This is a genomic window from Burkholderia sp. IDO3 (genome assembly GCF_003366075.1).
GTDB classification, from domain to species: Bacteria; Pseudomonadota; Gammaproteobacteria; order Burkholderiales; family Burkholderiaceae; genus Burkholderia; species Burkholderia anthina.
In genome coordinates, this window is record NZ_CP028962.1 from 2,661,890 (window position 1) to 2,687,753 (window position 25,864).

The window sequence follows — 25,864 nt, forward strand, 5'->3', positions numbered from 1 at the left end:
GACGACGATGACTGCATTCGACGCGGCCGCAGGCCGCTCGCCCGCCGCACCTGCCCAATCGGCCGAACTCGACCGCACCTACAAGAAAGTGTTCTGGCGCATCGTGCCGTTCCTGATGCTCTGCTACGTGGTCGCGTATCTCGACCGCGTGAACGTCGGCTTCGCGAAGCTGCAGATGTCGCAGGATCTCGCGTTCAGCGAAACCGTGTTCGGCCTCGGCGCCGGCATTTTCTTCCTCGGCTATTTTCTGTTCGAACTGCCAAGCAACATGCTGATGCACCGCATCGGCGCGCGCATCTGGATCGCACGGATCATGATCACGTGGGGGCTGCTGTCGGCGGTGTTCGCGTTCGTGAAGACGCCGACGCAGTTCTACGTGCTGCGCTTCCTGCTCGGTCTCGCGGAAGCCGGTTTCTATCCGGGCGTGATCCTGTACCTCACGTACTGGTTCCCGTCGCATCGCCGCGCGAAGATCATCGCGGTGTTCATGTCGGCGATCCCGGTGTCGGGCATCTTCGGCAACCCGCTGTCGGGCTGGATCATGGAGCGCTTTCACGGCGGCTCGGGCTTTCACGGCTGGCAATGGATGTTCATGATCGAAGCCGTGCCGGCCGTGCTCGTCGGCATCGCGACGATCCTCTATCTCGACAACAACATCCGCAGCGCGAAGTGGCTCGACGAGCGCGAGAAGCAGTTGCTCGAATCGGAAATCGCCGCGCAGCCGCAGGAACAGCAGAAGCACGGCCATTCGCTGAAGGCCGTGTTCGCCGACCCGCGCATGTGGTGGATGTCGCTGATCTACTTCGCGTTCGTCACCGGCCAGTACGGCCTGACGTTCTGGATGCCGACGCTCGTCAAATCCACCGGGATCACCGATACGCTCCAGATCGGCCTGTTGTCCGCGATTCCGTTCCTCGTCGCGATCTTCGTGATGAACCTGTTCGGCCACAGCGCGGACAAGCGCCGCGAACGCCGCTGGCACCTGATCGTGCCGGCGCTGATGGGCGCGGTCGGATTTGCGGTCGCCGCGTCGTACTCGCACAATACGGCGGTGTCGATCGTGTTCCTGTCGCTCGCGGCAGGCGGCGTGCTGACCTGCGCACCGCTGTTCTGGTCGCTGCCGACCGCGTTCCTCGCCGGCTCCGCCGCCGCCGCCGGAATCGCGATCATCAACTCGGTCGGCAACCTCGCCGGCTTCGCGAGCCCGTACGTGATCGGCTACCTGAAGGACGTCACGCACAGCACGTCGTCCGGCATGTACGTGCTCGCGGCGATGCTCGTGATCGGCGCGATCGCCGTGTGGCTCACGCCCGCGAAACTCGTGAACCGCTGATCTGCCGAATCGGCCGCCATTCGACGCGGGGCGCGACGCCCCGCCCCACTCATTCACAGGACCCGCTGCCATGCCCCGCTTCGCCGCCAACCTCTCGATGATGTACACCGAGCACGCGTTCCTCGAACGCTTCGCCGCTGCCGCCCACGACGGTTTCAAGGCCGTCGAGTACCTGTTCCCGTACGACTTCGCCGCCGAGGACATCCGCGCGCGCCTCGACGCGCACAACCTCGAACAGGCGCTGTTCAACGCGCCGCCCGGCGACTGGGCCGCCGGCGAGCGCGGGATCGCGTCGCTGCCGGGCCGCGAGGACGAATTCCGCCGCGGCATCGACCAGGCGCTCGACTATGCGCGCGTGCTCGGCAACAAGAAGCTGCACGTGATGGCCGGCATGGTCGCGCCGGGCGCGGACCGCGCACGCCATCGCGATACCTACCTGTCGAACCTGCGGCATGCGACGCAGGCGGCTGCCGCGCACGGCATCACGATCCTGATCGAGCCGATCAACCAGCGCGACATGCCCGGTTATTTCCTGAGCCGGCAGGACGACGCGCACGAGATCTGCGCGGAAGTCGGCGCACCGAACCTGAAGGTGCAGTTCGACTGCTATCACTGCCAGATCGTCGAGGGCGACCTCGCGATGAAGCTCAAGCGCGATTTCACGGGCATCGGCCACATCCAGATCGCCGGCGTGCCCGAGCGCCACGAGCCGGACATCGGCGAACTCAACTACCCGTATCTGTTCGCGCTGATCGACGCGCTCGGCTACGACGGCTGGATCGGCTGCGAATATCGCCCGAAGGCCGGCACGTCCGAGGGCCTCGGCTGGCTCAAGCCTTACCTGTAATTCAAAGTATTCGAAGAGGGCAATCCACATGAAAGTACTGATCACCGGCGGCGCCGGCTTTCTCGGCCAGCGTCTCGCACGCAAGCTGCTCGAGCGCGGCGAACTGACCGGCCCCGGCGGCCGTATCGAGAAGATCGACGAGCTGGTGCTGCTCGACGTCGTCAAGGGCAGCGATTTCGGCGACGCGCGCGTAACGTCGATCGTCGGCGACATCGCCGATCGCGCGGTGCTCGAAAGCGCGATCGACACGCGAACGCAGGCGATCTTCCATCTCGCGGCAATCGTCAGCGGGCAGGCCGAAGCCGATTTCGACCTCGGCATGCGGATCAACCTCGACGCGTCGCGCGCGCTGCTCGAAGTGTGCCGCGCGCGCGGCCACCAGCCGCGCGTCGTGTTCACGAGCTCGGTCGCCGTCTACGGCGGCGTGCTGCCCGACGTCGTGCAGGACGACACCGCGCTGAACCCGCAATCGTCGTACGGCGCGGAAAAGGCGATCGCCGAGCTGCTGCTGTGCGACTACGCCCGTCGCGGCTTCGTCGACGGACGCGTGCTGCGCCTGCCGACCATCAGCGTGCGGCCGGGCCGCCCGAACGCGGCCGCGTCGTCGTTCGCGAGCGGCATCATCCGCGAGCCGCTCAATGGCGAGGAAAGCGTGTGCCCGGTGCCGGGGTCGACGCGGCTGTGGCTGCTGTCGCCGCGCGGCGCGATCGAGGCGCTCGTCGCGGGCTGCGAGATCGACAGCGCGAAGCTCGGCAACAAGCGCGTGATCAACCTGCCCGGCCTGTCGGTGTCGGTCGACGACATGATCGCGGCGCTGCGCGAAGTGGCCGGCGACGACGTCGTGAAGCTGATTCGCCATGCGCCGGACGAGCGTGTCGAGAAGATCGTCGGCAGTTGGCCGGGCCGCTGGGACACGACGCACGCCGAAGCGCTCGGGTTGAAGGGCGATACGTCGTTCGCGGACGTGATCCGCAGTCATATCGCCGACGAACGGCGTTGACGGTTGCGCCTGCCGCGCCCGGCCCGCAACGGGCCGCGTCGGCAGGCAGCCGGACCGAGCCGGGCCGCGTCGCGTCGCTCAGCGCCGCCCGGCGGATTCGCCGATCCGTATCGCCGCGGGTTTCGCGCCGCCCGGCGGGCGGGCCGCGCCGACCGCGTGCTGCCACGCGAGCAACCCCGGCAGATAGAACAGCAGATCGCGCACCCGCCGCGCGCCGGCCAGCGCCAGACAGGTCGGCGCGTCGAACCCGAGCAGCCCGCCGATCAGCACGAAACCGCCCTCCTGCACGCCGAGCCCGCCCGGCATCAGGAACGCGATGCTGCTCAGCAGCTGGATCAGCGCCTCGATCGCGAGCGCCTGCGCGAACATCGCATCGGTGCCGAGAAAACGCAGCGCGAGCCAGATTTCCAGCGCATAACCGGCAAACTGCAGCGTCTGCCAGATGCCCAGATAGCGGACGACGATCCCCGTCTTTCTCCAGATCATCCGGATCGACTGATCGGTACGCGCCGATTCGCCGACCAGCGCATAGACCTTTCCGCTCGTGATGCGGTTGAGCGCGCGCATCGCCCGCTCGAACGGCCGCGCATGCTGCACCAGCGCGAACAGCAGCAGCACCGGCACCAGCGCCGCCATCCCGATCGCGAGCTGCGCGGCCACGCGCGCGGCATCGGACGACACGCGCTCGAGCACGTAGCCGATCGCGACCAGCGCGAACACCAGCTGGCTGATCAGCGTGAGCTGCATGTCGGCGACGAGGCTGGCGACGGCGGTTGCAGGCCGCACGCCGGCCTGCCGCAGCAGGCTGAACGACACGATTTCGCCGCCGATCCGCGCGACCGGCAGCAAGCCGTTGATCGATTCGCGGATCCAGACGATTTTCAGCATCGTCGCGAACGACGGCCGGCGCCGGCCGCGAATCAGCATCCGCCAGTCCCACGCATTCGCCAGCATCGGCAGGATGTGGACGAGCGCGGCGACCAGCAGCCCGGCGCCGGCCGTCTCCAGGCGGTGCAGGACATCGAGCGGATGCTCGCGCCAGATCAGCCATACCGCGATCGCCAGCCCCGCCAGCGCAGCCAGGCGGCCCGCATGCCGCAGCCGTGCGTCGCCACGCACGGACGGCGGGCGTGCGCCGTCGTCGCCGGAATGCGTGTCGCGCGTCATGATTTCCCCGCCGGCGACAGCAAGCCCTCGCGGTCGACGCGAAACCGTGTGCCGCGCCAGATGACGTGCGACGAGAAGAAGCTCGACACGAACACCGCGAACTGCAGCAGATCGACGAACGGCAACCACGCCGCGCCGCTCAGGCCCGCGCCGGTCGCACGCCCCGTTTTCACCATCAGCAGCGCGCGGGCGGCAAGCGCGGCCGCCGTCAGCCCGCACGCGGCCGGCGCGCCGCCGGACAGCAGCAGCGCCAGCAGCGCGAGCGGCACCGGATGCATCAGCACCGAACCGGCATGACCGATCCGGTCCGCGGCGCGGATGGTGCAACTCCAGCGCAATTCGTGCGCGTACAGCATGGCAAACGTGTCCTCGACGCACGCGTGCCCGACCACGAACGGCGGAACCACGACCCGCGCGCCGGCCTGCCGGACCGCTTCGCCGAGCGCGTGATCCTCCGCCAGGTGATGGGCGAAGCGCGCGAGGCCGCCGATGCGTTCGAGCATCGTGCGCGTGATCGCAATCGTCTGGCCGAAGCACGGCCGCGCGCGACCGATGAAAAGCCCGGTGATCACGCCCGGCAGAAAATGGTAGTTCGTCATCGCGACCGCGACGCGAGGCCAGAAGCCCGGCGACGCGACGCCGCGATACACGCTCGTCACGATCCCGACCTCCGGCGCCTGCAACGCGCCGACGACGGCGCGCAAATAATCGCGCTCGACCAGCACGTCGCTGTCGGCGAGACAGAGCACCGCGTGCTCCGCGCGTTCGAGCATGTTGACGAGATTGGCGATCTTCCGGTTCGGCCCGTACAGCCGCGCGTCGGCGACGACCGTGATGTTCGCGTCCGGATAACGCGCGCGCAGCGTCGCGACGGCGTCGAGCGCGGCGTCGTCCGCATCGTGCACGCCGAACAGGTGCTGAACCGGACCCGGGTAGTCCTGGACGAAGAAGCTTTCAAGATGCTCGACGAGCTGCCACTCGTCGCCGTGCAGCGGCTTCGCGATGGTGACGCCCGGAAAATCGCGCGGCATCGCCGCCGCGCGGGAAAAGAACCGGCCGACCAGCACGCTGGCCACGATCGTGTATGCCGTGCCCAGCACCGCGCCGAGCCCGCAAACGACCGACATCGCCCAGGCCAGCGCGTGCGCCACATGCAGCAAGACCATGCTTCGTCCCCATGGTTTCCCGTACGACCGCGACGCCGGGGCCGGCACCGCGCGCACGGGCTCATCCACACACGCGGTCGAAACGGTTGCCGTTGAGCCGGATGTAGAGGATGACCCACGCACGGTACGCGCAATCCGATGACACGACTACCGTGCAACGATCGATCCCGCTCACGCACACGTCGCCGCACGCGAGCGCGGCCGTAAACGCCGCGTCGGCTACCTTACGGGCCGACAGGATTGCCGTCGCGATCGCAACGACGGCCCATGCGCGAAATGTCATCGTGGTGAAAAATGCTTCGGGTACGCGCAGCGCGAGCAACGACACCAGCACGAAGCACTGGATGACCATGCCGGCCAGCGCGGCGATCAGCAGATGGGCGCGCCATCGCTCGATCGTCGAGGGTGTCATCACGAACGAACCTCCCGTGCGGTCGACCGGCGTCGATCCGGTTCGATCGACGGGCCGCGGATTCGGGGCCCCGCGTGCGGCCCGTGCCGAACATGCCGAGCCGTTCGGGACCAGAAGAAGCGGGGGATAACCGGGGAAACGGTGTGGCCGATGGTAGCGGGAATGCCGGCGGCAAACCTTAAGCGTTCTTCAGAATCGGGCGGCATTCGACGCGGCGCGATTACGTTCCGTTGCACGAACGCGCGGCCACGCTCGTACAATCGCACACGCGTGCATACGGATCGACCATGCGACTCCTCCTTGTTGAAGACGACGACCTGATCGGCAGCGGCCTCGAGATCAGCCTCGGCCAGGCCGGCTATCACGTCGACTGGCTGCGCGACGGCCACGCCGCCGCCGCGGCACTCGCGACGACGCGCTTCGCGCTCGTCGTGCTCGATCTCGGGCTGCCCGGGAAATCCGGATCGGAACTGCTGCGCGCGTTGCGCGATGCGGGCGATACGACGCCGGTGCTCGTCCTGACCGCGCGCGGCACCGTGGCCGACCGCGTCCGCGGCCTCGACGACGGCGCCGACGACTATCTCGCGAAACCGTTCGAGCTGACCGAAGTGCTCGCCCGTTGCCGTGCGCTCGTGCGCCGCTCGCAGGGCCGTGCCGGCGACGAGATCGTCTGGCGCGACATCACGATCGATCTGGCCGCCCATACGGTCACCCGCGATGCGTCGCGCATCGCGCTGACGTCGCGCGAATGGAGCATCCTGGTGCAACTCGTCAGTCACGCGGGCACGCCCCAGTCGCGCGCGCGTCTCGAGGACGGCCTGTACGGCTGGCAGGAAGGCATCGAAAGCAATGCGATCGAAGTCCATATCTCGAACCTGCGCAAGAAGCTCGGCGCGGAGCTGATCCGCACCGTGCGCGGTATCGGCTACGTCGTCGACAAGCCATGATCTCGCGCTCGATACGGCGCCGCGTCTCGCTGATGGCGCTCGGCTGCGTGACCGCGGTGTGGCTCGTCGCCGTGTTCAGCAGCTTCCGGCACGCGACGCGCGAAATCGGCGAATGGGAAGACGCGCGTCTCGTCGAATACGCGTCGCTGCTGGTCAACCTGTCGCCGGCCGATCTCGATCGCCTCGCCCGCGTCCCGCCCGACGCGCGCGTCGAACTCGATCGCGGCGCAGCGAGACGCGATGCCGACACCGATGGCGACCGCCTGCCGCGCGACGTGCTGTTCGAAGTGCGCGATGCGCAGGGCAAGGTCGTGGCATCGAGCTTGCCGGCGGGCGCCGCCGGGTCGGCGGACGCACTCAATGCACACGATGCGCACGACGCGCCGGTGACGATCGTCGTCCACGACGCACCGTGGCGCGCGTACGCGCTGCGCGACGACGCGTCGGGGCGGCGGGTGCACGTGATCGAGCCGACCAATACGCGCAGCGACCTGGCGACCGGGATCGCGCGCGGCATCGTGCTGCCGCTGGTCGTCGCGCTGCCGGTGCTCGCACTCCTGCTGTGGTACCTGATCGGGCGCAGCCTCGCGCCGCTGAAAACGCTGTCGACGCTGATCGGCGCGCGCGATGCGCGATCGCTGGAACCGCTCGGCGTCGTCACCGTGCCGGACGAAGTGCGCACGCTGGTCGACGCGATCGACCGCTTGCTGGCCCGCCTGCGGCAATCGATCGTGCGCGAGCGCGCGTTCACGTCGGATGCGGCGCACGAACTCAAGACGCCGCTGGCCGCGATCAAGGTGCAGGCCCAGGTGGCGCTCGCGACCGACGATCCGGCGCGCAAGCAGCTCGCGATGCAGCGCGTCGTGCAAGGCGTCGACCGCAGCGCGCGGCTTGCCGAGCAGTTGCTGCTGCTCGCGCGGCTCGACGAATACGAACGCATTCCGGCGCGCGCCGTGAACCTCCGCGAACTCGTCGACGCCGCCATCGACCGCCATGCCGCGAAAGCGGCGGACCATGCCGTCGACATCGCGGCAACCGGCGCATCGGTGCGCGCGGTGCCGGCCGATCCGATCCTGGTCGGCATCCTGCTCGACAACCTGATCGACAACGCGATCAAGTACGGACATCGGGGCGGACACATCGTGCTGGGCGTGCACGACGACGGCGCCGTGCAGCGCATCGTCGTGCGCGACGACGGTCCGGGCGTCGCCCCCGGCGAACATGAACGGCTCGGCGACCGCTTCTATCGCGGCAGCGGCGCGCAGGCGCCGGGCAGCGGGCTCGGGTTGTCGATCGTCACGCGTATCGCCCAGTACTTCGGCGGCACCGTGCGATTCGAAACGGGCATCGACGGCCAGGGCCTCGGCATCGTGATCGCGCTGCCGTCCGCTGACGAAACCGGATCGGGGCCGGCCGGCGAGCGCGCCGACCGTTCGCACGCGGCGCCTCGCGCTTAACGTTTCGTTAAGGATTCCCCCGTAGAATCCGCCCCATCGACATTCCCCGCCATCCGTCAGGAGCTTTCATGTCCGGACCTGCCCGATACGACGCCGTTGCGCGCCTTCTCCACTGGCTGATCGTGACGTTGATCGTCGCGCAGTATGCGATCGGCTGGACGATGCCCGACGTGCATCGCGACACGCAACCGGTCGGCCTGATCGCCGCACACCTGATCGTCGGCGCCGCGCTCCTCGCGGCGATGGCATGCCGGGTGCTCTGGCGCGTGACGCACCGGCCGCCCCCCGACGACCTGTCGCCCGTGATGCGCACGCTGTCCGGTGCGACGCACTTCGCCCTCTACGCGTTGCTGGTTGCGGTGCCGCTGCTCGGCTGGATCAACGCATCGTCGCGCGCATGGAGCGTGACGCTGCTCGGGATCGTGCCGTTGCCGGCGCTGTCGGCGGCCGGCTCCGGATTCGGTCATGCGATGGGCGACGTGCACGGCATCCTCGCATGGGTGCTGTTCGGCGGCATCTGCCTGCACGTGGCGGCCGCACTCGCGCATCGTTTCGTGCTGCGCGACGGCGTGATGCAGCGCATGATGCCGTGGTGATCCCCGCGCCGCGGGCATGAAGCGGGGCGAGCCCGCCTTCGTGCGGGCGCCTAGTTTCCGGCCTGCGGCGACGTACCCGCGGTGACGGCGCGCGCGCCGGACGCCGCCAGCCTCGCCTGGGCCTGGGCCTGGGCCTGCGCCACGACCCGCGCCTGTGCAGCCTGAATGTCCGCGGGATATTCGCCGTCGTCTCCCTTCGACGGCTCGTACCCGGCCGCTTCCAGACGAATCAGTTCCTCTCGAACCTGCGCGCGCGTCAGCGGCGCAGACGACTGCGCGAACGCAGCCTGACCGGCCATTGCACCGATCATCATCAGTAGTGCGACATATGTTTTCATCACGAACTCCATTCATGTTCCGTACCGATCAACCGCAGTGACAGTCGAGCCCGGCGACGCGGGCGAATGCGTCAGCTTCCGAAATAAGGCCTGCAGAAGCTCTCCGGGCCGACGCACGCGGCCGAACCCGGACGCGATGGCGTCGCCGCCGGCCTGCCCGCACCGGAAGTCGCTGCCGGCTCGCGTCCGAGCGCGACCTCGGCCTGCTGCTGCGGCATCCGTTCGGCCTGCCGCCGGAACAGCGGGCTCACGTCCGGATACGACGTATCGGTCACGAGACTCAGCCCGTGTCGTTCGGCGTCGATCAGTTCCTGCCTCACCTGCGCGCGCGTCAGCGCCTGCGCCGACGCATGCGTCGCGACGCCTGCGAAAGCCATTGCCGCCACCGTGGCGGCCTTCATCCAGTACCCGTTCATGGTCCACTCCTCCGAGGTCAACGAGACGATGTGTTGCATCCCGTATGACGCCGCCGCGCGAGGGTTTATTCCCGGGCGCGCCGCGGCGGCGTGCGCGATACTCCCCCGTTTTCCGGACCATCGGTATCGCGCGGTCATCCTGCTGTCATTCGTTCGTCAGCCGGCGTAACCTGACGTAACGCAGCCGCCACCACGCGTGGGGCAGACTGACGACATCCTGTGGATCGCCCTTCGATCATGTCCGTCGCTTACGACTATGCAGCCGGCTGGCTTCGCACGCTCTACGACCGTCATATCGACGGCGGCGCGGTGCTCGACACGGCCGTGTTCCCCGATGCCGAGCGCTTCGTCCGTGCATGGCCCGACATCCGGGCGGAGGCGCTCGCCGTCGCACGCGACATGCCGCGCATCCCGCGCTTTCACGAGATCATGCGCGAGCAGTACGACATCTCGGCCAACGATGCGCGCGACTGGCGGATGTTCATCATGCAGGCGTACGGCCAGCCGTTCCCGCGCAACCTGTCGCGCTGCCCGACCATCGCATCGATCGTCGCGGCGTCGCCGGACGTGCTGTCCGCATCGCTGTCGTTCCTCGCGCCGGGCAAGCACATCCCGCCGCATCGCGGGCCGTTCCGCGGCATCCTGCGCGGCTATCTGGTGCTGTCGATGCCGAAGCGCGCGGACGGCTCGCCCGCTGCGGTGCTGAAGGTCGACGGCAGCGAATACCGGCTCGACGAAGGGCGCTTCCTGCTGTGGGACGACACGTTCATGCACGAGGTATGGAACGACAGCGACGAGGTGCGGATCGTGCTGCTGCTCGATATCCGCCGGCGCGGCATGCCGCGGCGGCTGACGTGGCTGTCGAATGCGGTGATCGGCGTCGTGCGGCTCGGCATCCGGATGCGGGGGCGGTCGATACCGGTTTAGCGCATGCCGTCGGCGCGGCCGAACCGGCCGTCACGCAAATCGACGGGCCGCAACGCGCGCGTCACTCGTCCGCCGCGATCCGCGCGACCGCCGCGCGCGTGTGCGCGATTTCCGCTTCGAGCCAATCGAGAAATCGCTTCACTTGCGGCTCGCGTTCACGCCCCGGCCGGCACAGTGCGACGAAACGCGCGCCGGCAAGCCGCACCGACGGATCGATCGCCGCAAGCGCGCCGCGCTCGACATGCTCGGCCACCAGCACGGAGCTGAGCAGCCCGACACCCTGCCCGTGCAGCACGGCCTGCAGCGCGTAATGCTCGTCGTCGAAATGGCGAAACAGCGCGCGCTCGAGCCACGCTTCGCGCCCGGCCGCGCGACACCACGACGGCCAGTCGATCGACACGGGCAGCGGCGTATCCCATGTGGTCTCGATCAGGTCGATTCGCTCGTCCGTGCGCTCGACGTCGAAGTCGCGCGCCGCATAGGCGCCGAAATACTCGTCGATCAGCGCGATCTCGTGCAGCGCCGCGAACGTGCGCGACGTCGCGCGAATCGCGAGATCGATCCGCGCGTCGCGTTCGAGATCGACGAGCGCATTGCCGGTTTCGACCTTGATGTGCAGTTGCGAATCGACGCGACGGAACCGGCCGAGGCGCGGGATCAGCCACATCGCGGCGAACGCGGGCGTGGTGGTCAGCACCAGCGTGCGCTCGCCGGCCGCCGCGGGCCGCACCGCGTCGAGCCCGCGGCTCAATCCGAGCAACGCGTCGTGACACGCGCGAAACAGACGCTCGCCCTCTTCCGTGAGCCGCACGCCGCTCGCGCCGCGCGCGAACAGCAGCACGCCGAGCCGGCTTTCGAGCGACTTGATCTGATGCGACACGGCGGCCGGCGTCACGGACAGTTCGTCGGCGGCCGCCTTGAACGTGCCGAGCCGCGCCGACGACTCGAATACACGCAATGCAGTCAGGGGGATTCTGGAGAACACGGGGCCTCGCGGGCCGGGTCGGGCCGGTTGAATTCGATTCAATCCGCGTGAGATTAGGTGAATTGATGCGAGTACGCAACGCGGGTAGCCTTGCGGGACGTCGCGGTACGATGCCGCGGCCGCAACCTTCAATCCGGAGCCACAACGTGCAAGGCCTACCGCGCAGGATCACGCAGGCGGTGCTCTACGAAGCGATCGCCATTTCCTGCATCTCGCCCGTGATCGCGATGCTGTTCAAGCAGGACCTCGTCTACTCGGGCGCGCTGTCGGCGACGATGTCGGCGATCGCGATGCTGTGGAACATGATCTTCAACGCGCTATTCGAGCGCTGGGAAGCGTCGCGCCGGCAGCCCGCGCGCACGCTCGGGCGGCGGCTCCTGCATGCGACCGGCTTCGAGGGCGGGCTGATCTTCATGCTCGTGCCGGTCGTGTCGCGGTGGCTCGACATCTCGTGGTTCGACGCGTTCGTCGTCGACATCGGGCTGTTCGCATTCTTCTTCTGCTACGCGTTCGTGTTCCAGTGGGCGTTCGATCGCGTGTTCGACGTGCCGGCGGCGACCAAGGGGTCGTGACGCGCGCGACGCGATCCGCGCGAGAACCTGCATTCGCGCGCGCCGCGGCACAGCCCGGCCGGTCGGAATCCGGCACGCAAACGCCGCGAGGGCCGGGGCAGGCAATCATCCCGCCCCGGCCCTCGCAATCCGCTTCAACACGTCAATGCGTCGCGGCCGGCGACACGCGCCGCAACCCGGCCGCTCAATGCACGCCGAGATACGCCTTCACGGCCGGCAGACCCGGCTTGCCGTCGAACGTCGTCACGCCGGCCAGCCACTTGTCGAGCGATTGCGGGTTCGCCTTCAGCCACTCGGCGGCCGCCTTGTTCGGGTCTTCCTTGTTCATGATCGGCACCATCACGTGGTTCTCGATCGACGTCGTGAACTGCAGGTTCGACACGAACTTCGCGACGTTCGGGCAGCGCTGCGCGTAGTCGGGCGGAGTCGCCGTCAGCACCTTCGCTTCGCCGTAGTTCGGGCCGAACACGCTGTCGCCGCCGGTCAGATAGTCGATCTTCATCTGCACGTTCATCGGATGCGGCTCCCAGCCGAGGAACACGATCCACTGCTTGTCGCGGATCGCGCGGTTCACCTCGACCAGCATCCCGGCTTCGCTCGACTCGACCAGCTTGAACTTGCCGAGACCGAACTGGTTGCCGTCGATCATCTTCTTGATCAGCGCATTGCCGTCGTTGCCCGGCTCGATCCCGTAGATCTTGCCGTTCAGCTTGTCCGCGTACTTCTGGATGTCGGCGAACGACTTCAGGCCGCCCTGGTACACGTAGTCGGGCACGGCCAGCGTGTATTTCGCGCCGGTCAGGTTGGGCGTCGCGAGCACCTTGATCGTGCCGGCCTTCGTGAACGGCTGGATGATCGGGTCCATCGTCGGCGACCAGTAGCCGAGGAACACGTCGATCTGCTTGCTCTTGATGCCGGCGAACGTGATCGGCACCGATGCGATCGTCTTGGTCGGCGCGTAGCCGAGACCCTGCAGCATCGTCGCCGCGAGACCGGTGGTGGCCGCGATGTCGGTCCAGCCCACGTCCGCGAAGCGCACGTTCTTGCACACGGGCGGGTCGGCCGCATAAACGGCCGACATCGGCGCGGCGATCCCGATCCCGCATACCGCTGCGATCAATAGGCGCTTCATTTGTCTTCTCCTCTAAGTGACGTCGTTTGCTTGGATGCGGGATCGTTGATTGAAGCCGCGCGCCGCGATCCCGGCGGCGTCGCGGACCGAACAGGGTTCGCGCGAAAGTCTCAGCGCCCCGGCAGCCGGCGCTCGTAGCTCGGCGCGTGGCCGAACTGCGCGCGGTATGCCTTGCTGAAGTGACACGGCGAATGGAATCCGCAGGTCGTCGTCACGCGGGCGATCGACGCGTCGGTCGTGCGCAACAGGTCGCGCGCGCGTTTCAGGCGCAGCGTCAGGTAATAGTGGGTCGGCGACACGTTCAGGTACACCTTGAACATCCGCTGCAAGTGCCGCTGCGACAGGCGCACGAGCCGCGCGAGCTCCTCGAGCGACAGCGGCTCCTCGATGTTCGCTTCCATCAGCCGCACGACCTCGATCAGCTCCGCGCGCGAGAAGCCCACGCGCGCATCCACCGGAATCGGCTGCGTGTCGGTCGAGCTGCGGATGCGTTCGAGAATGAACTGCTCGGACACCTGCGCGGCGAGCTGCTGGCCGAAGCGCATGCCGACGAGGTTCAGCATCAGGTCGAGCGGCGCGGTGCCGCCGGTGCAGGTCAGCCGGTCGCGGTCCACCACGAACAGCTCGTCCGCAAACCTGACGTCCGGAAACTCGGCGTGCAGCGACGACAGGTTCTCCCAGTGCACGGTGCAGCGATAGCCGTCGAGCAGCCCGCCCGACATCAGCGCATACGCGCCCGTGCAGATGCCGCCGAGCGGCAGCCCGCGTTCGGCGAGCGCCGCGAGCGTGTCGCGCGCGCCGTCGTCGACCACGTCGCGGATGCGAATGCCGCCGCACACGATCATCACGTCGGGCAGGCTCGCGTAGTCGAGCGCCTGGGTCGGCCGCACCGCGATGCCGTTGCTGGCATGCACGGGCGCGCCGTCGAGCGAGTAGATCGACCACCGGTAATGGTCGGCCCGTCCGACGTAGTTCGCCATCCGAAGCACTTCGACGGCGCTCGAAAACGCGATCATCGAAAAATTCGGCAGCGTCAGGAAGCCGAAATGGGCGAGGGACGAAACCGGTGAAACGCAGGCGGCGGGCGCAACGGCAGCGGCGGACGTCACATCGGGCTCCTGGCGAACGGGTTGAGCAGGTTGCAGGCGGTCAGCCCCGCGGCGCATGCCGCGGAGGCCGGTATCGAATCAGGGAAGGCGGCCGGAAGGCTTGCCGGCCGCCGGCGGGTCACGCTTGCACGGGCGTTGCCTTGCCGCGGAACAGGTGCTTCAGGCCCGAGAACAGCGGTGCTTTCACGGTGCCCGGCGCACGGCCGAAGCTTTCGGTAATGCGGTCGAGAATGATCGCGAGCAGCACGACCGACAGACCGCTTTCGAAGCCGAGGCCGATGTCGAGACGCTGGATACTGGCGAGCACGTCGTTGCCGAGGCCGCCCGCACCGACCATCGACGCGATGATCACCATCGACAGCGCCATCATGATCGTCTGGTTCACGCCCTGCATGATCGACGGCAGCGCGTTCGGGAACTGCACCTTGTACAGCAGTTGCCACGGCGTGCAGCCGAACGCCTGGCCGGCTTCGACGATCTCGCGGTTCACGTGACGAATCCCGAGGCTCGTCAGACGCACGGCCGGCGGCATCGCGAAAATCACCGTCGACAGGATCCCCGGCACGCGGCCCAGACCGAACAGCATCGCGGCCGGAATCAGGTAGACGAATGCGGGCATCGTCTGCATCAGGTCGAGGATCGGACGCACGATCGCGGCGACCCACTTGCTCTTCGCGGCCCAGATGCCGAGCGGAATGCCGAGCACGAGGCTGATGATCGTCGACGACAGCGTGAGGCCGAGCGTGATGACGGTCTGATCCCAGAAGCCCGTCGCGAAGATCAGCAGCAGCGACAGCGTCGTGAACAACGCGAAGCGCCAGCCCACGCGCCACAGGCCGACACCGATGAAGATCGCCATCATCAGCCACATCGGGATCGCCTGCAGGCTGTGTTCGACGAAGGCGGCAAGACCCTCGATCGCGCGGCCGATCGCATCGAACGTCGCCGCATCGTGGTCGAGCAGGTAGTGAACGGACTGGTCGACCCAGGTACCGAGCGGAATCATTTCAGACATGGGAGCCTCGCGAACGCGTGATGGCCTTCAGGATGAGCGCGCGGTCGACCGAGCCGCAGTAGCAGCCGTCGTCGTCGACGACCGGCAATGCATTCGGGCTCGCGACCACGCGCGCGACGACGTGTTCGAGCGACGCATCGTGCCGGATGCTTTCGATCGGACGCACGGACGGCGTGTCCTGGCCGATCGCATCGCGCGTGACGAAGCCTCGCAGCTTGCGTGCCGCGTCGAGCACGAACGCGTATTCGGCGCTGCCGTTCAGCGTCGCCGCGACATTCGCGGCATCGCACTTCGACACGATCGGCACGGCACCCGTCTGCATCAGGTCGCCGGCCGTGAGATAGCGGCTGGTGTCGACGCCGTCGAAGAACGCGCGCACGTAGTCGTCGGCCGGGTTCGTGATGATGTCCTGCGGCGTGCCGACCTGCACGAGCCGGCCGCCCTCCATGATCGCGATGCGGTTGCCGATGCGCAGCGCCTCTTCCAGATCGTGCGACACGAACATGATCGTGCGGCGCTGTTCCTTCTGCAGTTGCAGCAGCACGTCCTGCATTTCGCGGCGCTTGAGCGGGTCGAGCGCGGAAAACGCCTCGTCCATGATCATCAGCGACGGGTTCACGGCCAGCGCGCGCGCAAGGCCGACACGCTGCTGCATGCCGCCCGACAGTTCGGACGGCAGCTTGTGCGAGAACGGGGCGAGACCGACCTGCTCGAGCACTTCCATCGCACGGCGCTCGCGTTCCTTCTTGCCGACGCCAGCGACCTCGAGGCCGAACGCGGCATTCGACACCACGGTGCGATGCGGCATCAGCGCGAACGACTGGAACACCATGCTCATGTCCTTGCGGCGCAGCGCGGTCAGCGCCGAGCGGCGTGCCGACGCGACGTCGAGCCCGTCGATCATCACCTTGCCGGCGCTGGGATCGACCAGCCGGTTCACGAGGCGGATCAGGGTGGACTTGCCGGAGCCCGACAGGCCCATCAGCACGAATATTTCGCCTTCCTGCACGTCGAACGATACGTTGTGCACGCCGACGACCTGACCGGTACGCTTGAGCACTTCGTCTTTCGTCGAGCCGGCGGCGAGCATGTCGAGCGCCTGCTGCGGGTTACTTCCAAACACCTTGCACAGACCTTCGACCACGACCTTGGGGGCATCCATCGAAACCTTCTCCTCGTGTAGCGGGGACTCACGCGTGTCATAGCGTGCCTACATAGTTGCCAGAAAAAACCCCGACCTGCCGACGAATTACGACAAACGCTTGCGCAAATACGACACGGCCGGCAGCCCCGCCAGGCGGGCCGCGGCGTGCGGCGGCACCCGATTGCGGCGATGCAATACGCACAGGGCCAGCAACGACGGGCATCGCACGCGAGACTTGTGCGCAGCAGCGCGACGCCCGACCGATGACGTTTTGCGTCAAAGCGCGTCGGCCGCAGGTCGCTTTGCGACAATTTCACGTCCGATCGGACCGTATCGCGGTCGCACGCGGACAAAAAGCATGACCGTACGTAAAACCGCGCGTCGCAACGGCCGGACAGCCACGTTTGGCGGCCTGTCCGCAACCCAGAAAATCCCGCATGGCCGCTGTGATACATTGCCGGCAACCACGCTGATCGCGACGTCGCGGCGCCTTGCGCGCACCGCACCGCGCCAGCGTGCGCGCATGCCGGTTCGCCTGCCGGCCATGCCGAAACAGCTTCGATCGGCGCGCATCGTGATCGAAGCACGATAACGAAATGAAAGAGGGAGCAAGGCGATGAATTGGGCCTTTGCCGCAATCGGCTTCATCGTGGGCGGTATCGCCGCATTGTTCGGGGATTTCTCCGCCGCCAACGGCGCGCTGCTCGGTGCGGCGGTCGGGTTCTGTCTCGGCCACGCGCTGCTGCAACGCAAGCGCAAGAACGGCAATACCACCGGCGACGCATTCGCCGTCACGACGGCAGCGACGCCACCGCAGCCGCCCGCGACGCTCGCCGATCGCGTCGCGCGTCTCGAGGCGACGGTCGACGCGCTCACGCGCGAGCTCGATGTGCTGCGCGGCCAGCTTGCCGGCGCGAGGGCCGGCGCAGCAGCAGCCGGCAGCCCCGCGCAAGCGCCGTCGTCTCCGTCCGTCATCGTCACGCCATCCGCCGCCGCGCTTCCGCCACGACCGTCGATGCAGCCCGCCGCCGCGAGCGCGGGTTCGCCGTCGTCGACGTCCATGCCGGCTCCCGCGCCTGCCGCCGCCACGCCGCGCACGCGCGACGCCGACGCTGCCACCCGCGCACCGGTGAATGCGCCCGCAACGATCGAGCGCGCTGCCCCGGCTACCCCGCCCGTCCCGCCGAAACCGCACGAACCCGGCATCGCCGAACGCGCGTTCCGCGCCGCGCGCGACTGGCTGCTCGGCGGCAACACGGTCGTGCGCGTCGGGATCATCGTGTTGTTCTTCGGCGTCGCGTTCCTGCTCAAGTACGCGGCCGACAACGACATGCTGCCGATCGAATTCCGCCTGGCCGGCACCGCGCTCGCCGCGGCCGCGCTGCTCGCGATCGGCTGGCGCGTGCGCGCGCGCCGCGCCGCGTACGGCCTCGTACTGCAGGGTGGCGGCATCGGCATCCTGTATCTGACGATCTTCGCCGCAACCAAGCTCTACCCGCTGCTGCCCGTCGGCGCGGCGTTCCCGTTGATGGTCGCGGTATGCGCGCTGAGCGCGTTCCTCGCGGTGAAACAGAATGCGTTGCCGCTCGCGTTCATGGGCAGCGCGGGCGGCTTTCTGGCGCCGGTGCTGCTGTCGACCGGCCATGGCAGCCACGTCGCGCTGTTCAGCTACTACGCGCTGCTGAACGCGGGCATCTTCGCGATCGCGTGGTTCAAGGCATGGCGCCCGCTGAACCTGCTCGGCTTCGTGTTCACGTTCACGATCGGCTCCGCGTGGGGCGTGACGGCCTACCGCCCCGCGTTGTTCGCGAGTACCGAGCCGTTCCTGATCCTGTTCTTCCTGATGTATGTCGGCATCGCGCTGCTCTATGCGGTCAAACGCGAGCTCGCGCTGCGCCACTATGTGGACGGCACGCTCGTGTTCGGCACGCCGATCGTCGCGACCGCGCTGCAGGCATCGCTCGTGAAGGGCATGCCGTTCGGGCTCGCGTGGAGCGCCGTCGCGCTGTCGGCGTTCTACGTTGCCGTCGCCGCATGGCTCGCGCGGCGCCGCGATCGCCTCGCGCTGCTGTTCGAGGCGATGCTCGCGCTCGCGGTGATCTTCGCGACGCTGGCGGTGCCGCTCGCGTTCTCGGGCCCGACGACGAGCGCCGCATGGGCAATCGAAGGCGCGGCCATCGTGTGGGTCGGCGTGCGCGAGAAGCGCCTCGCGCCGTTCGGCTTCGGGCTGCTGATGCAGGTGGCCGCGGCCGGCGCGTTCTTCACGAGCGTGCTCGGGCCGGTCGACGCAAACGCATTGCCGGTGCTCAACAGCCCCTATATCGCGATGCTGCTGATCGCGCTCGCCGGGTTGTTCACGGGCTGGTGGCTGCACGGGCGCGACGAGGCGCGAGCGTGGCACGCATGGATGCCGGAGGTCGGCGCGGCCGCCGCGGCCTGGGGGCTGCTGTGGTGGGTGAGCGGCGGGCTGCACGAGATCCTCGTCTATGCGAGCCGTCACGTCGATCTGCATGCGGACCGCTTCGTCGTCGACACCACCGCGCTGTTCGCGGCCGGCACCGCGTGGCTCGCCCACATCGCGCGCCGCAAGCTCGCGTGGCCGATCGCCGAATGGCCGGCGCTCGCGCTGACGCCGGTGCTGGCGCTGCTCGCGCTGCGCGCGTTCGACGCACACGAAGCGCCGCTGTCGGGCATGGGCGCGTTCGCGTGGCCGATCGCCGTCGTCGCGTGCTATGCACTGCTGTGGCGCCAGTCGCGCGACACCGCAGCCGCCGGCGCGTCGGGCGCGACACCGGCCGGCGCGACGGCCATCCCCGCCGGCGTGATCGCGCCGCTGCACACGCTGACGTTCTGGACGCTGTGCGGGCTGTTCTCGCTCGAAGGCTTCTGGCGGCTGCGAGCGTTCGTCCCCGAAGGCGCGTGGAGCTGGAGCGCATGGGCATACGGCTTCGGCGCGCTGCTCCTGCTGGTGTCCGGCCCCGGCACGCGCCTGCGCTGGCCGATTGCCGCATTCCCGCGCGCCTATCAGGTATGGGGCGCCGCACCGCTCGCCGCGCTGCTGTGGCTGTGGAGCATCGCCAGCGTGACGAGCGACGGCGACGCGTCGCCGCTGTTCTGGCTGCCGCTGCTCAATCCGCTCGACGTCGCGCAACTGCTGATCTTCGTCGGGTTCGCGACGTGGCTGCGCCGGCTGAAGACGCTCGGCGTCACGTGGCATCCGCTCGCGATCGACCTTGCCGCGCTCGCGACCGTGTTCCTGTGGTTCAACGCGCTGCTGCTGCGCACGCTGCATCAGCGGTTCCACTTCGGCTACGACATCGACACCGTGCTGTCGTCGTTCGGCATCCAGCAGGTGTTCATGGTCGGCTGGAGCCTGTTCGCGTTCGCCGGCATGTGGCTCGTGCGCCGCGACGGCATCGCGCGCGTGTGCGCGCTCGCGGCGCTGCCGCTGATCGTCGTGATGTGGGTCTGGACCTTCTACGCGAACTTCACGCAGGACGGCGGCAGCTGGGCGCGCATCCCGCTGCTCAATCCGCTCGATCTCGTGCTCGTGGTCGTCTATGCACTCGCCGCGTCGTGGTTCGTGCGTGCGCGCAAGCTCGGCTGGTCGTTCGACCACTATCGCGTCGGGCTGCTCGGCGCGGCCGGCGCGACGGCGTTCCTGTGGCTGAACGCGATCCTGCTGCGCACGCTGCATCACTGGACCGGCGTGCCGTACGCGTTCGATGCGATGGCGGAATCGACGCTCGTGCAGGCGTCGGTGTCCGTGTACTGGACGGTCTGCGCGCTCGCGACGATGATCTGGGCGACGCGTCGCGGGCTGCGTGCGCTGTGGTTCGTCGGCGCCGCGCTGCTCGCGCTCACGGTGATCAAGCTGTTCCTGTTCGACCTGTCGCACGTCACCGGCATCGAGCGCATCGTGTCGTTCATCGGCATCGGCGTGCTGCTGTTGCTGATCGGTTATTTCTCGCCGCTGCCGCCGAAGGCCGCGGCCCAACGCATCGACAATCAATCATGAAACGACTCGCAGCCCTGCTCGGCCTGAGCCTGCTGACGTCGTTCGCGGCGGCCGGCGGCACGCCGGGCGCCGAACGCGTCGCGCATCGCTTCTCGCTCGATCTCGACGGCAGCGCCGCGTATTACCAGCTCACCGTGCCGCAGGCCGTCTATGCGGGCAGCCGGCGCGACGATCTCGGCGACGTGCGCATCTTCAACAGCGCGGGCGAGCCCGTGCCGTATTCGCTCGATGCGCCCGTCGCGGCCGCGGCGGCGGCGCGCACGCCGGTGCACTGGTTCCCGCTGCCGCCGGCCCGTACCGACGACAGCCGCGCGCCGCTCGGCGTGTCCGTCGGCCCGGATGGCTCGCTGCGTGCGGCCGCCGCCGCGCCGGCGCGCGCCAGGCATGCGTCGGATCTCGTCGACCTGTCGCATGCGGATGGCGAAATCGACGCGCTGTTCGTGCATGTGAACGACGACAGCTACCAGGGGCGCGTCGCCGTCGCCGCGAGCGACGACCTGCGCAGCTGGCGCTCGCTCGGCAGCACGCAACTGCTGAAAGTGGGGCGCGGCGGCGACCTGCTGGTGCAGGAACGCATCGCGCTCGAAGGCGCGGGGCCGCGCTACCTGCGGCTCGACTGGCTCGACGGCGCACCCGCGATCGGGTCGATCGACGTCGAGACGCATCCGCGCGATGCACGCTCGACGGACGCATCGGCCGTGCCGCGCCAATGGCGCGACGCCACGCACGTGCGCGCCGGCAGCACGCCTGGCGAATACCTGTTCGAGACCGACGGCGCCTATCCGGTCGACCGCGTGCGGATCGATCTGCCGCAACCGAATACCGTTGCGCGCGCAACGTTGCAGAGCCGCCCCGACGCGCAGGCGCCGTGGCGCGACGTGGCCGACGCCGTGCTGTTCCGGTTGCAGGGCAAGGGCGGCGAACAACGCAATCCGCCGCTCGAATTCCCGTCGGATACGGACCGCGCATGGCGGATCGTCGTCGACATGCGCAACGGCGGACTCGGCGGCGGCCAGCCGGCCGTCTCGGTCGGCTGGCATCCGGCCGCGCTGACCTTCGTCGCGCGCGGCACGCCGCCGTTCACGCTCGGCGTCGGCAACGCGGCGCTGCTGTCGTCGGCCGTGAGCCGCGACGCGCTGCTGGTCGGCATGGCGCCGGAAGTCCGGCCCGCACGCGTGGGCGCGGCATTGCCGGTATCGGAAGCCCCGCCGGAATCAGCCGTCGCCGATACGGACGCGACACGCCGTTACGTGCTGTGGGGCGCGCTGGTCGTCGCGGTCGGCGTGCTGGGAACGATTGCGTGGCGCCTCGCACGGGGCGCCGGCAACGCCGACGGCGGCGCACGCAATCGCGACGAGTGACTCCGCATCACAAGGCCTGCGTGGCGAAACGATCCCGAGCCATCCGCGCCTGTCGGGTCGCGACGCCGCCATGCCGACGCGATCGCCATGGCGACGACCGGCAACTGGCCGCGCCTGCCACACCCATCGCCACGGAACGCACGCTGCGGCGCAGCCGCGTATCGGGTCTCGACGCGGCGACGGCGCGGGCCATCCACGCATGCGCAATGGCGATACGCTGCCTGACAAACCGCGAAGCCGGCGACATGCGTCGCGCGCGCTGCGCAACCGGCCGTTTGCACAGGATCGCGCTGTCGTAGCGCTTGCCGGCGAAGCGCATCACGTCGACCACCTCGAAACCCTGCGCGCCGTAGAACGCCACCAGGTGCGACGCGGGATACGGCGTATCCAGCGCGAGCAGCGTATAGCCGCGCAACGCGGCCCACTGCCCCGCGAACGACAGCAGCAACGCACCGATCCCGCGGCTCTGACATTCGGGGTCGACCGCCAGTTGCCGCACGCTCGCGACGCCTGCGCGCCGATACAGCGAGCACGGCGAAGCCGGATCGGTCGCATACAGCGTGGCGGTGCCGATCACGCGTCCGCCGCGGACCGCGACGAAACACTCGCCGGCCTCGGCGCGGCGACGCGTGACGTCCTCGCCCTGGTCGACGCACGTGCAGTTCAGCCCCATCGCGCCGAGCCGCGCGAACGCACGGTGCAGCAGCGCGGTGAGCTGCGCGTAGCTGTCGAACGCCGGATCGAAGCGCCGCACGACGACCCGGTCGGTGCGCATCGCAAGCGGCGCGTCGGGCGAACGTTCGGCGATCGTGTTCCGGGAAATCGACATCGCAGTGCCCCGTGGTTCGAATGACCGAAGTCTAGGAGCGTGCCGGCCGGCGCCGCAAGAAAAAATGTCGTAAAAATGGAGCTTCACGAATGCGCACGACGCGACGGCAACGTGCGGGTTCGATGCGCGTGCAACTGACCGCATGCGCGCGAAGACGTCGATCGTTGTTCGGGCAGGCAGCGCACGGCTCGCACCTCGTCGACGACATCGTCACGCGCACTCGCCCGGCCGTTGACACGCTGCGCGACGCGATCCAGACTCGCTGCTCCTTCATCGCACCGCGAGCGCCCATGGTCACCTGCTTCCTTCGCTACGTCATCGATCCGTACAAACTCGAACAGTTCGAAACCTACGGCAAGATGTGGATTCCGCTCGTCGAGCAATTCGGCGGCACGCATCACGGCTACTTCCTGCCGTCCGAAGGCGCGAACCATATCGCGCTCGCGATGTTCTCGTTTCCGAGCCTTGCCGAATACGAGCGTTACCGCGAACGCTCGAAGGACGATCCGGCCTGCCAGGCCGCCTTCCGCTACGCGGAGGAAACGCGCTGCATCGTCAGCTACGAACGCAGCTTCTTCCGCCCGGTGTTCGGCTGACGCGTCAATCGGAGCGCCGCCACGCGGCACGCGCCGCGCTCCGGCGGCAGACGAAAAAAAGCCCCGCCTGCATCCGCTTGGCGGGGCCAACCCATGTCAGTAGAGACATCATGGAGGAGACGAGTCCATCATATCGAGCACGGCACGGCGTCCCAACCAAGCATTTCTGCTATCCATCTGCGGCGCCGCGCGCACGCGCGACCCTCGCGCACGGCATATCGATAGAACGAAAAGTCGTTTTCAGAGTGGCGACAGGGTCGTTACCATCTGGTTTTAAGCCTGTGCTTAGCCGGGCAAGCCATCCGAGGAGCGCCCCTTGACTGCATTCGATCAACACCGCCGCCCGTTCGTCGTCGGCATCGGCGGAACCACCCGAGCTGCGTCGTCGACCGAGCGCGCACTGTCGTTCGCGCTGCGCGGCGCGCAAGCCGCCGGCGCGCGCACGCGCCTGTTCGACGGCCCGTTCCTGCATACGCTGCCGCACTACGCCCCCGAACACAAAACGCTCACCGACGCGCAGCGCGAGCTGATCGACACCGTACGCGAAGCCGACGCGATCATCATCGCCACGCCCGGCTATCACGGCGGCGTGTCCGGCCTCGTGAAGAACGCACTCGACACGCTCGAGGAACTGCGCGCCGACGACCGCCCGTATCTCGACGGCCGCGCGGTCGGCCTGATCGTCACCGCGTACGGCTGGCAGGCAGCCGGCACCGTGCTCACGTCGCTGCGCTCGATCGTCCATGCGCTGCGCGGCTGGCCGACGCCGTTCGGCGCCACCGTGAACACACTCGAAACCCGCTTCGACAGCGCCGACAGCTGCTCGGACCCGAAGGTCGTCGCACAGCTCGAGACGGTCGGCGCGCAGGCCGCCGAATTCGCGCTCGCGTTCGCGTCGCATCGTGCGGCCGCGCATGCCGCGTCGGTCGACGCGCTCGCGCCCGTGCTGAAGATCGCCAACCAGTAATCGCCGCCTTCCCGCCGCCCGCCCCCGGCCGATCACGTTCGCCGGCGGCGGGCGGTGCGCATCTCGACGCCCGGCGCGAGCCGCGTCCACGCTTCCTGTTCCACCGAGCCCGCCCGCTGCGCCGATAACGATTCGGCCCGCCACGTAATTTGCATTGGCCGAAAGATTCGTTCACGCGGGCTGCCGGTTTTCGTACGCTGAAAGCCCGAACCCTCTGCGCGCATGCCATGAATCGCACGATCCGTTACAAAGGCTACGAAGTGGCCCCCGCCGCTGCCCGGCTGCCGAATGGCCTGTTCGCCGCGAACCTGACGATCGAAAAGGCCACCGGCGGCCCGTCGCCGCGCGCCGTCTCGTTCGACGCAATCGACTTCTTCTTCGAAGAGGAACACGCGCTCGCGTATGCGTCCCGCTGGGGCCGCCTCTGGGTCGACACGCAGGCCTGAGCGCACGGCCGCAGCGCAGCGGCGCTCGAAAATACGCATTTACGGAAGCTATGCAAGAATCTTTCACTCCGTAATCGCATAACAACAGCCATGTCCGACACGCTGCAGGAAGCGCATGCAGCGGCAGATCACGCCATGCGCAACTGGACCTTCGAGAGGCAGGGTCCGGTCAGGATCGGTTCCGATGCGCACAGGCAGATGTTCTGCCGCATGCTGCTCGACACACACAACCCGTACAAACCGGCAGTCATCGACTGGCCCGCACTCCCACCCGACGCACTCAAGCGACTCACGTCGCTGCCCATCTGGGACATCGCCGTGCAGACCGAAGGGCGCGCATCGATTCGCGTCGCCACCTTCGCCGCGACCGTCGACGATCCGCTGCTGCGCCGCGCGCTGGAGATGGACGGCGGCGAGGAAGCGCGCCACAAGGTCGTACTGTCGAAGCTGGTGCACGCCTACGGCATCGAGCTCGCGCCCGAGCCGGCCTATCCGGCGCCGACGGATCCCGAATGGTCGTGGATGATGACCGGCTTCAGCGAGTGCATCGACAGCTTCTTCGCATTCGGCCTGTTCCGCTCCGCCCAACGCTCCGGCTATTTCCCGTCCGAACTCGTCGAAACCTTCGAACCCGTGATCCAGGAGGAAGGCCGGCACATCCTGTTCTTCGTGAACTGGTACGCGTGGTACTGGCGCAATTTGCCGTGGTGGCGCCGGCCCTGGTTCTTCGCGCGCGTGGCGGCCGTGTGGGCGTTCCTGATCCGGGAGCGCATCGGCATCGCGCGCGGCATCGATGCCGATGGCGTTGCGCGCGACGCGAACTTCCCGGCGACGAGCACCGCCGATATCGGCGAGACGCTGAATCCGCGCGAGCTGATCGCGCTATGCCTTAGCGAGAACGACCGGCGGATGGCCGGGTACGACAAGCGGCTGCTGCGCCCGATGTTCGTCCCGCGCATGGCGCGCCTCGCGCTGCGCTTTCTGCGGAAATAACGCCACGGCGCGTCGGATTCCGGTTTCCGATCAGGAATCCGACGTGCAGCGTCGCCGGTGCAACCCGGCCGCTGCCCATGCGGCGATCGCC

Annotated in this window: 24 protein-coding genes and 1 pseudogene; 14 read left to right on the forward strand and 11 right to left on the reverse strand. The window is 68.2% G+C overall.

The features are described from left to right. Positions 1-7: 7 nt before the first annotated feature. From DCN14_RS12250 to denD, 3 genes are all read left to right on the forward strand, one after another. Positions 8-1,333 (forward strand): MFS transporter, encoded by a 1,326-nt coding sequence (locus tag DCN14_RS12250; protein WP_096501963.1) that lies wholly within the window; start codon positions 8-10, stop codon positions 1,331-1,333. Between the two features lie 70 nt (positions 1,334-1,403). Next, complete coding sequence (otnI, locus tag DCN14_RS12255; RefSeq protein WP_096501965.1) at positions 1,404-2,180, forward strand: 2-oxo-tetronate isomerase; 777 nt, start codon at positions 1,404-1,406, stop codon at positions 2,178-2,180. Between the two features lie 28 nt (positions 2,181-2,208). Further along, entirely contained in the window at positions 2,209-3,180 is a 972-nt protein-coding gene (gene denD / locus DCN14_RS12260; RefSeq protein WP_096501967.1) for a D-erythronate dehydrogenase, read from the forward strand. Positions 3,181-3,258: 78 nt separating this feature from the next. On the opposite strand, the gene DCN14_RS12265 is transcribed toward denD, so the two are convergent. The 3 genes from DCN14_RS12265 to DCN14_RS12275 form a co-directional block, all read right to left on the reverse strand. Beyond that, the gene (locus tag DCN14_RS12265) at positions 3,259-4,347 is read right to left on the reverse strand and encodes a lysylphosphatidylglycerol synthase domain-containing protein (RefSeq protein ID WP_096501969.1); all 1,089 of its coding nucleotides are present in this window, start codon (positions 4,345-4,347) and stop codon (positions 3,259-3,261) included. Next, positions 4,344-5,513: a bacteriohopanetetrol glucosamine biosynthesis glycosyltransferase HpnI gene (gene hpnI / locus DCN14_RS12270; RefSeq protein WP_096501971.1), complete on the reverse strand. Its 1,170-nt coding sequence runs from the start codon at positions 5,511-5,513 to the stop codon at positions 4,344-4,346. Before hpnI ends, DCN14_RS12265 begins: the two co-directional genes overlap by 4 nt. Before the next feature lie 61 nt (positions 5,514-5,574). Beyond that, a complete protein-coding gene (locus DCN14_RS12275) occupies positions 5,575-5,928 on the reverse strand; it encodes a hypothetical protein (RefSeq protein ID WP_143331646.1) in 354 nt (117 codons plus the stop codon). A gap of 284 nt (positions 5,929-6,212) precedes the next feature. Here DCN14_RS12275 and DCN14_RS12280 point away from each other — a divergent pair, with 284 nt between their 5' ends. The 3 genes from DCN14_RS12280 to DCN14_RS12290 all read left to right on the forward strand — a co-directional run bounded on the left by DCN14_RS12280 (position 6,213) and on the right by DCN14_RS12290 (position 8,925). Further along, positions 6,213-6,872 carry a response regulator gene (locus DCN14_RS12280; RefSeq protein WP_096501975.1) on the forward strand — a complete coding sequence of 220 codons (660 nt, stop codon included), beginning with the start codon at positions 6,213-6,215 and terminating at the stop codon, positions 6,870-6,872. Further along, complete coding sequence (locus DCN14_RS12285; protein WP_096501977.1) at positions 6,869-8,329, forward strand: ATP-binding protein; 1,461 nt, start codon at positions 6,869-6,871, stop codon at positions 8,327-8,329. Before DCN14_RS12280 ends, DCN14_RS12285 begins: the two co-directional genes overlap by 4 nt. A 68-nt stretch (positions 8,330-8,397) precedes the next feature. Next, a complete protein-coding gene (locus DCN14_RS12290; protein ID WP_096501979.1) occupies positions 8,398-8,925 on the forward strand; it encodes a cytochrome b in 528 nt (175 codons plus the stop codon). 50 nt (positions 8,926-8,975) lie between these two features. Here DCN14_RS12290 and DCN14_RS12295 read toward each other — a convergent pair whose 3' ends face one another. Continuing rightward, the gene (locus DCN14_RS12295; RefSeq protein WP_096502049.1) at positions 8,976-9,263 is read right to left on the reverse strand and encodes a DUF4148 domain-containing protein; all 288 of its coding nucleotides are present in this window, start codon (positions 9,261-9,263) and stop codon (positions 8,976-8,978) included. A gap of 71 nt (positions 9,264-9,334) precedes the next feature. Next, complete coding sequence (locus DCN14_RS12300; RefSeq protein WP_096501981.1) at positions 9,335-9,679, reverse strand: DUF4148 domain-containing protein; 345 nt, start codon at positions 9,677-9,679, stop codon at positions 9,335-9,337. Between the two features lie 237 nt (positions 9,680-9,916). On the opposite strand from DCN14_RS12300, the gene DCN14_RS12305 reads away from it, so the two are divergent. Next, complete coding sequence (locus DCN14_RS12305; RefSeq protein ID WP_096501983.1) at positions 9,917-10,606, forward strand: aspartyl/asparaginyl beta-hydroxylase domain-containing protein; 690 nt, start codon at positions 9,917-9,919, stop codon at positions 10,604-10,606. A 61-nt stretch (positions 10,607-10,667) separates the two neighbouring features. Here the strand turns inward: DCN14_RS12305 and DCN14_RS12310 are convergent, their stop codons facing one another. Then, positions 10,668-11,591, reverse strand: coding sequence for a LysR substrate-binding domain-containing protein (locus DCN14_RS12310; RefSeq protein ID WP_096501985.1), 924 nt, complete (start codon positions 11,589-11,591; stop codon positions 10,668-10,670). A 146-nt stretch (positions 11,592-11,737) separates the two neighbouring features. Here DCN14_RS12310 and DCN14_RS12315 point away from each other — a divergent pair, with 146 nt between their 5' ends. Beyond that, positions 11,738-12,163 carry a PACE efflux transporter gene (locus DCN14_RS12315; RefSeq protein ID WP_096501987.1) on the forward strand — a complete coding sequence of 142 codons (426 nt, stop codon included), beginning with the start codon at positions 11,738-11,740 and terminating at the stop codon, positions 12,161-12,163. 184 nt (positions 12,164-12,347) lie between these two features. Here DCN14_RS12315 and DCN14_RS12320 read toward each other — a convergent pair whose 3' ends face one another. From DCN14_RS12320 to DCN14_RS12335, 4 genes and pseudogenes are all read right to left on the reverse strand, one after another. Next, positions 12,348-13,295 carry a choline ABC transporter substrate-binding protein gene (locus tag DCN14_RS12320; RefSeq protein ID WP_096501989.1) on the reverse strand — a complete coding sequence of 316 codons (948 nt, stop codon included), beginning with the start codon at positions 13,293-13,295 and terminating at the stop codon, positions 12,348-12,350. A 110-nt stretch (positions 13,296-13,405) separates the two neighbouring features. Then, positions 13,406-14,404 carry a GlxA family transcriptional regulator gene (locus DCN14_RS12325; RefSeq protein ID WP_096501991.1) on the reverse strand — a complete coding sequence of 333 codons (999 nt, stop codon included), beginning with the start codon at positions 14,402-14,404 and terminating at the stop codon, positions 13,406-13,408. 118 nt (positions 14,405-14,522) lie between these two features. Continuing rightward, positions 14,523-15,419, reverse strand: a complete 897-nt coding sequence (gene choW / locus DCN14_RS12330; RefSeq protein ID WP_096501993.1) for a choline ABC transporter permease subunit — start codon at positions 15,417-15,419, stop codon at positions 14,523-14,525. After that, positions 15,412-16,869: pseudogene (locus DCN14_RS12335) on the reverse strand (glycine betaine/L-proline ABC transporter ATP-binding protein); the annotation flags it as partial. The gene choW and the pseudogene DCN14_RS12335, both read right to left, overlap by 8 nt. A 310-nt stretch (positions 16,870-17,179) precedes the next feature. Between DCN14_RS12335 and DCN14_RS12345 the strand changes: the two are divergent. Then, complete coding sequence (locus tag DCN14_RS12345; protein ID WP_096501997.1) at positions 17,180-20,581, forward strand: DUF2339 domain-containing protein; 3,402 nt, start codon at positions 17,180-17,182, stop codon at positions 20,579-20,581. Next, entirely contained in the window at positions 20,578-21,942 is a 1,365-nt protein-coding gene (locus tag DCN14_RS12350; protein ID WP_096501999.1) for a DUF3999 domain-containing protein, read from the forward strand. Before DCN14_RS12345 ends, DCN14_RS12350 begins: the two co-directional genes overlap by 4 nt. Before the next feature lie 7 nt (positions 21,943-21,949). Here the strand turns inward: DCN14_RS12350 and DCN14_RS12355 are convergent, their stop codons facing one another. Then, a complete protein-coding gene (locus DCN14_RS12355) occupies positions 21,950-22,771 on the reverse strand; it encodes a GNAT family N-acetyltransferase (RefSeq protein ID WP_096502001.1) in 822 nt (273 codons plus the stop codon). Between the two features lie 290 nt (positions 22,772-23,061). Between DCN14_RS12355 and DCN14_RS12360 the strand changes: the two genes are divergently transcribed. From DCN14_RS12360 to DCN14_RS12375, 4 genes are all read left to right on the forward strand, one after another. Further along, positions 23,062-23,367, forward strand: coding sequence for an NIPSNAP family protein (locus DCN14_RS12360; protein ID WP_096502051.1), 306 nt, complete (start codon positions 23,062-23,064; stop codon positions 23,365-23,367). A 316-nt stretch (positions 23,368-23,683) separates the two neighbouring features. Then, the gene (locus DCN14_RS12365) at positions 23,684-24,334 is read left to right on the forward strand and encodes an NAD(P)H-dependent oxidoreductase (RefSeq protein WP_096502003.1); all 651 of its coding nucleotides are present in this window, start codon (positions 23,684-23,686) and stop codon (positions 24,332-24,334) included. Positions 24,335-24,561: 227 nt separating this feature from the next. Beyond that, a complete protein-coding gene (locus tag DCN14_RS12370) occupies positions 24,562-24,780 on the forward strand; it encodes a transcriptional regulator (protein ID WP_096502005.1) in 219 nt (72 codons plus the stop codon). Positions 24,781-24,870: 90 nt separating this feature from the next. After that, positions 24,871-25,773, forward strand: a complete 903-nt coding sequence (locus DCN14_RS12375; RefSeq protein ID WP_096502007.1) for an aminomethyltransferase — start codon at positions 24,871-24,873, stop codon at positions 25,771-25,773. Positions 25,774-25,864 lie beyond the last annotated feature (91 nt).

What these genes read in the sequence shown, in the direction of transcription:
- DCN14_RS12250 (WP_096501963.1), top strand. Translation starts at nt 8, where the DNA reads ATGACTGCATTCGACGCGGCCGCAGGCCGCTCGCCCGCCGCACCTGCC.
- otnI (WP_096501965.1), top strand. Translation starts at nt 1,404, where the DNA reads ATGCCCCGCTTCGCCGCCAACCTCTCGATGATGTACACCGAGCACGCG.
- denD (WP_096501967.1), top strand. Translation starts at nt 2,209, where the DNA reads ATGAAAGTACTGATCACCGGCGGCGCCGGCTTTCTCGGCCAGCGTCTC.
- DCN14_RS12265 (WP_096501969.1), bottom strand. Translation starts at nt 4,347, where the DNA reads ATGACGCGCGACACGCATTCCGGCGACGACGGCGCACGCCCGCCGTCC.
- hpnI (WP_096501971.1), bottom strand. Translation starts at nt 5,513, where the DNA reads ATGGTCTTGCTGCATGTGGCGCACGCGCTGGCCTGGGCGATGTCGGTC.
- DCN14_RS12280 (WP_096501975.1), top strand. Translation starts at nt 6,213, where the DNA reads ATGCGACTCCTCCTTGTTGAAGACGACGACCTGATCGGCAGCGGCCTC.
- DCN14_RS12285 (WP_096501977.1), top strand. Translation starts at nt 6,869, where the DNA reads ATGATCTCGCGCTCGATACGGCGCCGCGTCTCGCTGATGGCGCTCGGC.
- DCN14_RS12290 (WP_096501979.1), top strand. Translation starts at nt 8,398, where the DNA reads ATGTCCGGACCTGCCCGATACGACGCCGTTGCGCGCCTTCTCCACTGG.
- DCN14_RS12295 (WP_096502049.1), bottom strand. Translation starts at nt 9,263, where the DNA reads ATGAAAACATATGTCGCACTACTGATGATGATCGGTGCAATGGCCGGT.
- DCN14_RS12300 (WP_096501981.1), bottom strand. Translation starts at nt 9,679, where the DNA reads ATGAACGGGTACTGGATGAAGGCCGCCACGGTGGCGGCAATGGCTTTC.
- DCN14_RS12305 (WP_096501983.1), top strand. Translation starts at nt 9,917, where the DNA reads ATGTCCGTCGCTTACGACTATGCAGCCGGCTGGCTTCGCACGCTCTAC.
- DCN14_RS12320 (WP_096501989.1), bottom strand. Translation starts at nt 13,295, where the DNA reads ATGAAGCGCCTATTGATCGCAGCGGTATGCGGGATCGGGATCGCCGCG.
- choW (WP_096501993.1), bottom strand. Translation starts at nt 15,419, where the DNA reads ATGTCTGAAATGATTCCGCTCGGTACCTGGGTCGACCAGTCCGTTCAC.
- DCN14_RS12345 (WP_096501997.1), top strand. Translation starts at nt 17,180, where the DNA reads ATGAATTGGGCCTTTGCCGCAATCGGCTTCATCGTGGGCGGTATCGCC.
- DCN14_RS12350 (WP_096501999.1), top strand. Translation starts at nt 20,578, where the DNA reads ATGAAACGACTCGCAGCCCTGCTCGGCCTGAGCCTGCTGACGTCGTTC.
- DCN14_RS12355 (WP_096502001.1), bottom strand. Translation starts at nt 22,771, where the DNA reads ATGTCGATTTCCCGGAACACGATCGCCGAACGTTCGCCCGACGCGCCG.
- DCN14_RS12360 (WP_096502051.1), top strand. Translation starts at nt 23,062, where the DNA reads ATGGTCACCTGCTTCCTTCGCTACGTCATCGATCCGTACAAACTCGAA.
- DCN14_RS12370 (WP_096502005.1), top strand. Translation starts at nt 24,562, where the DNA reads ATGAATCGCACGATCCGTTACAAAGGCTACGAAGTGGCCCCCGCCGCT.
- DCN14_RS12375 (WP_096502007.1), top strand. Translation starts at nt 24,871, where the DNA reads ATGTCCGACACGCTGCAGGAAGCGCATGCAGCGGCAGATCACGCCATG.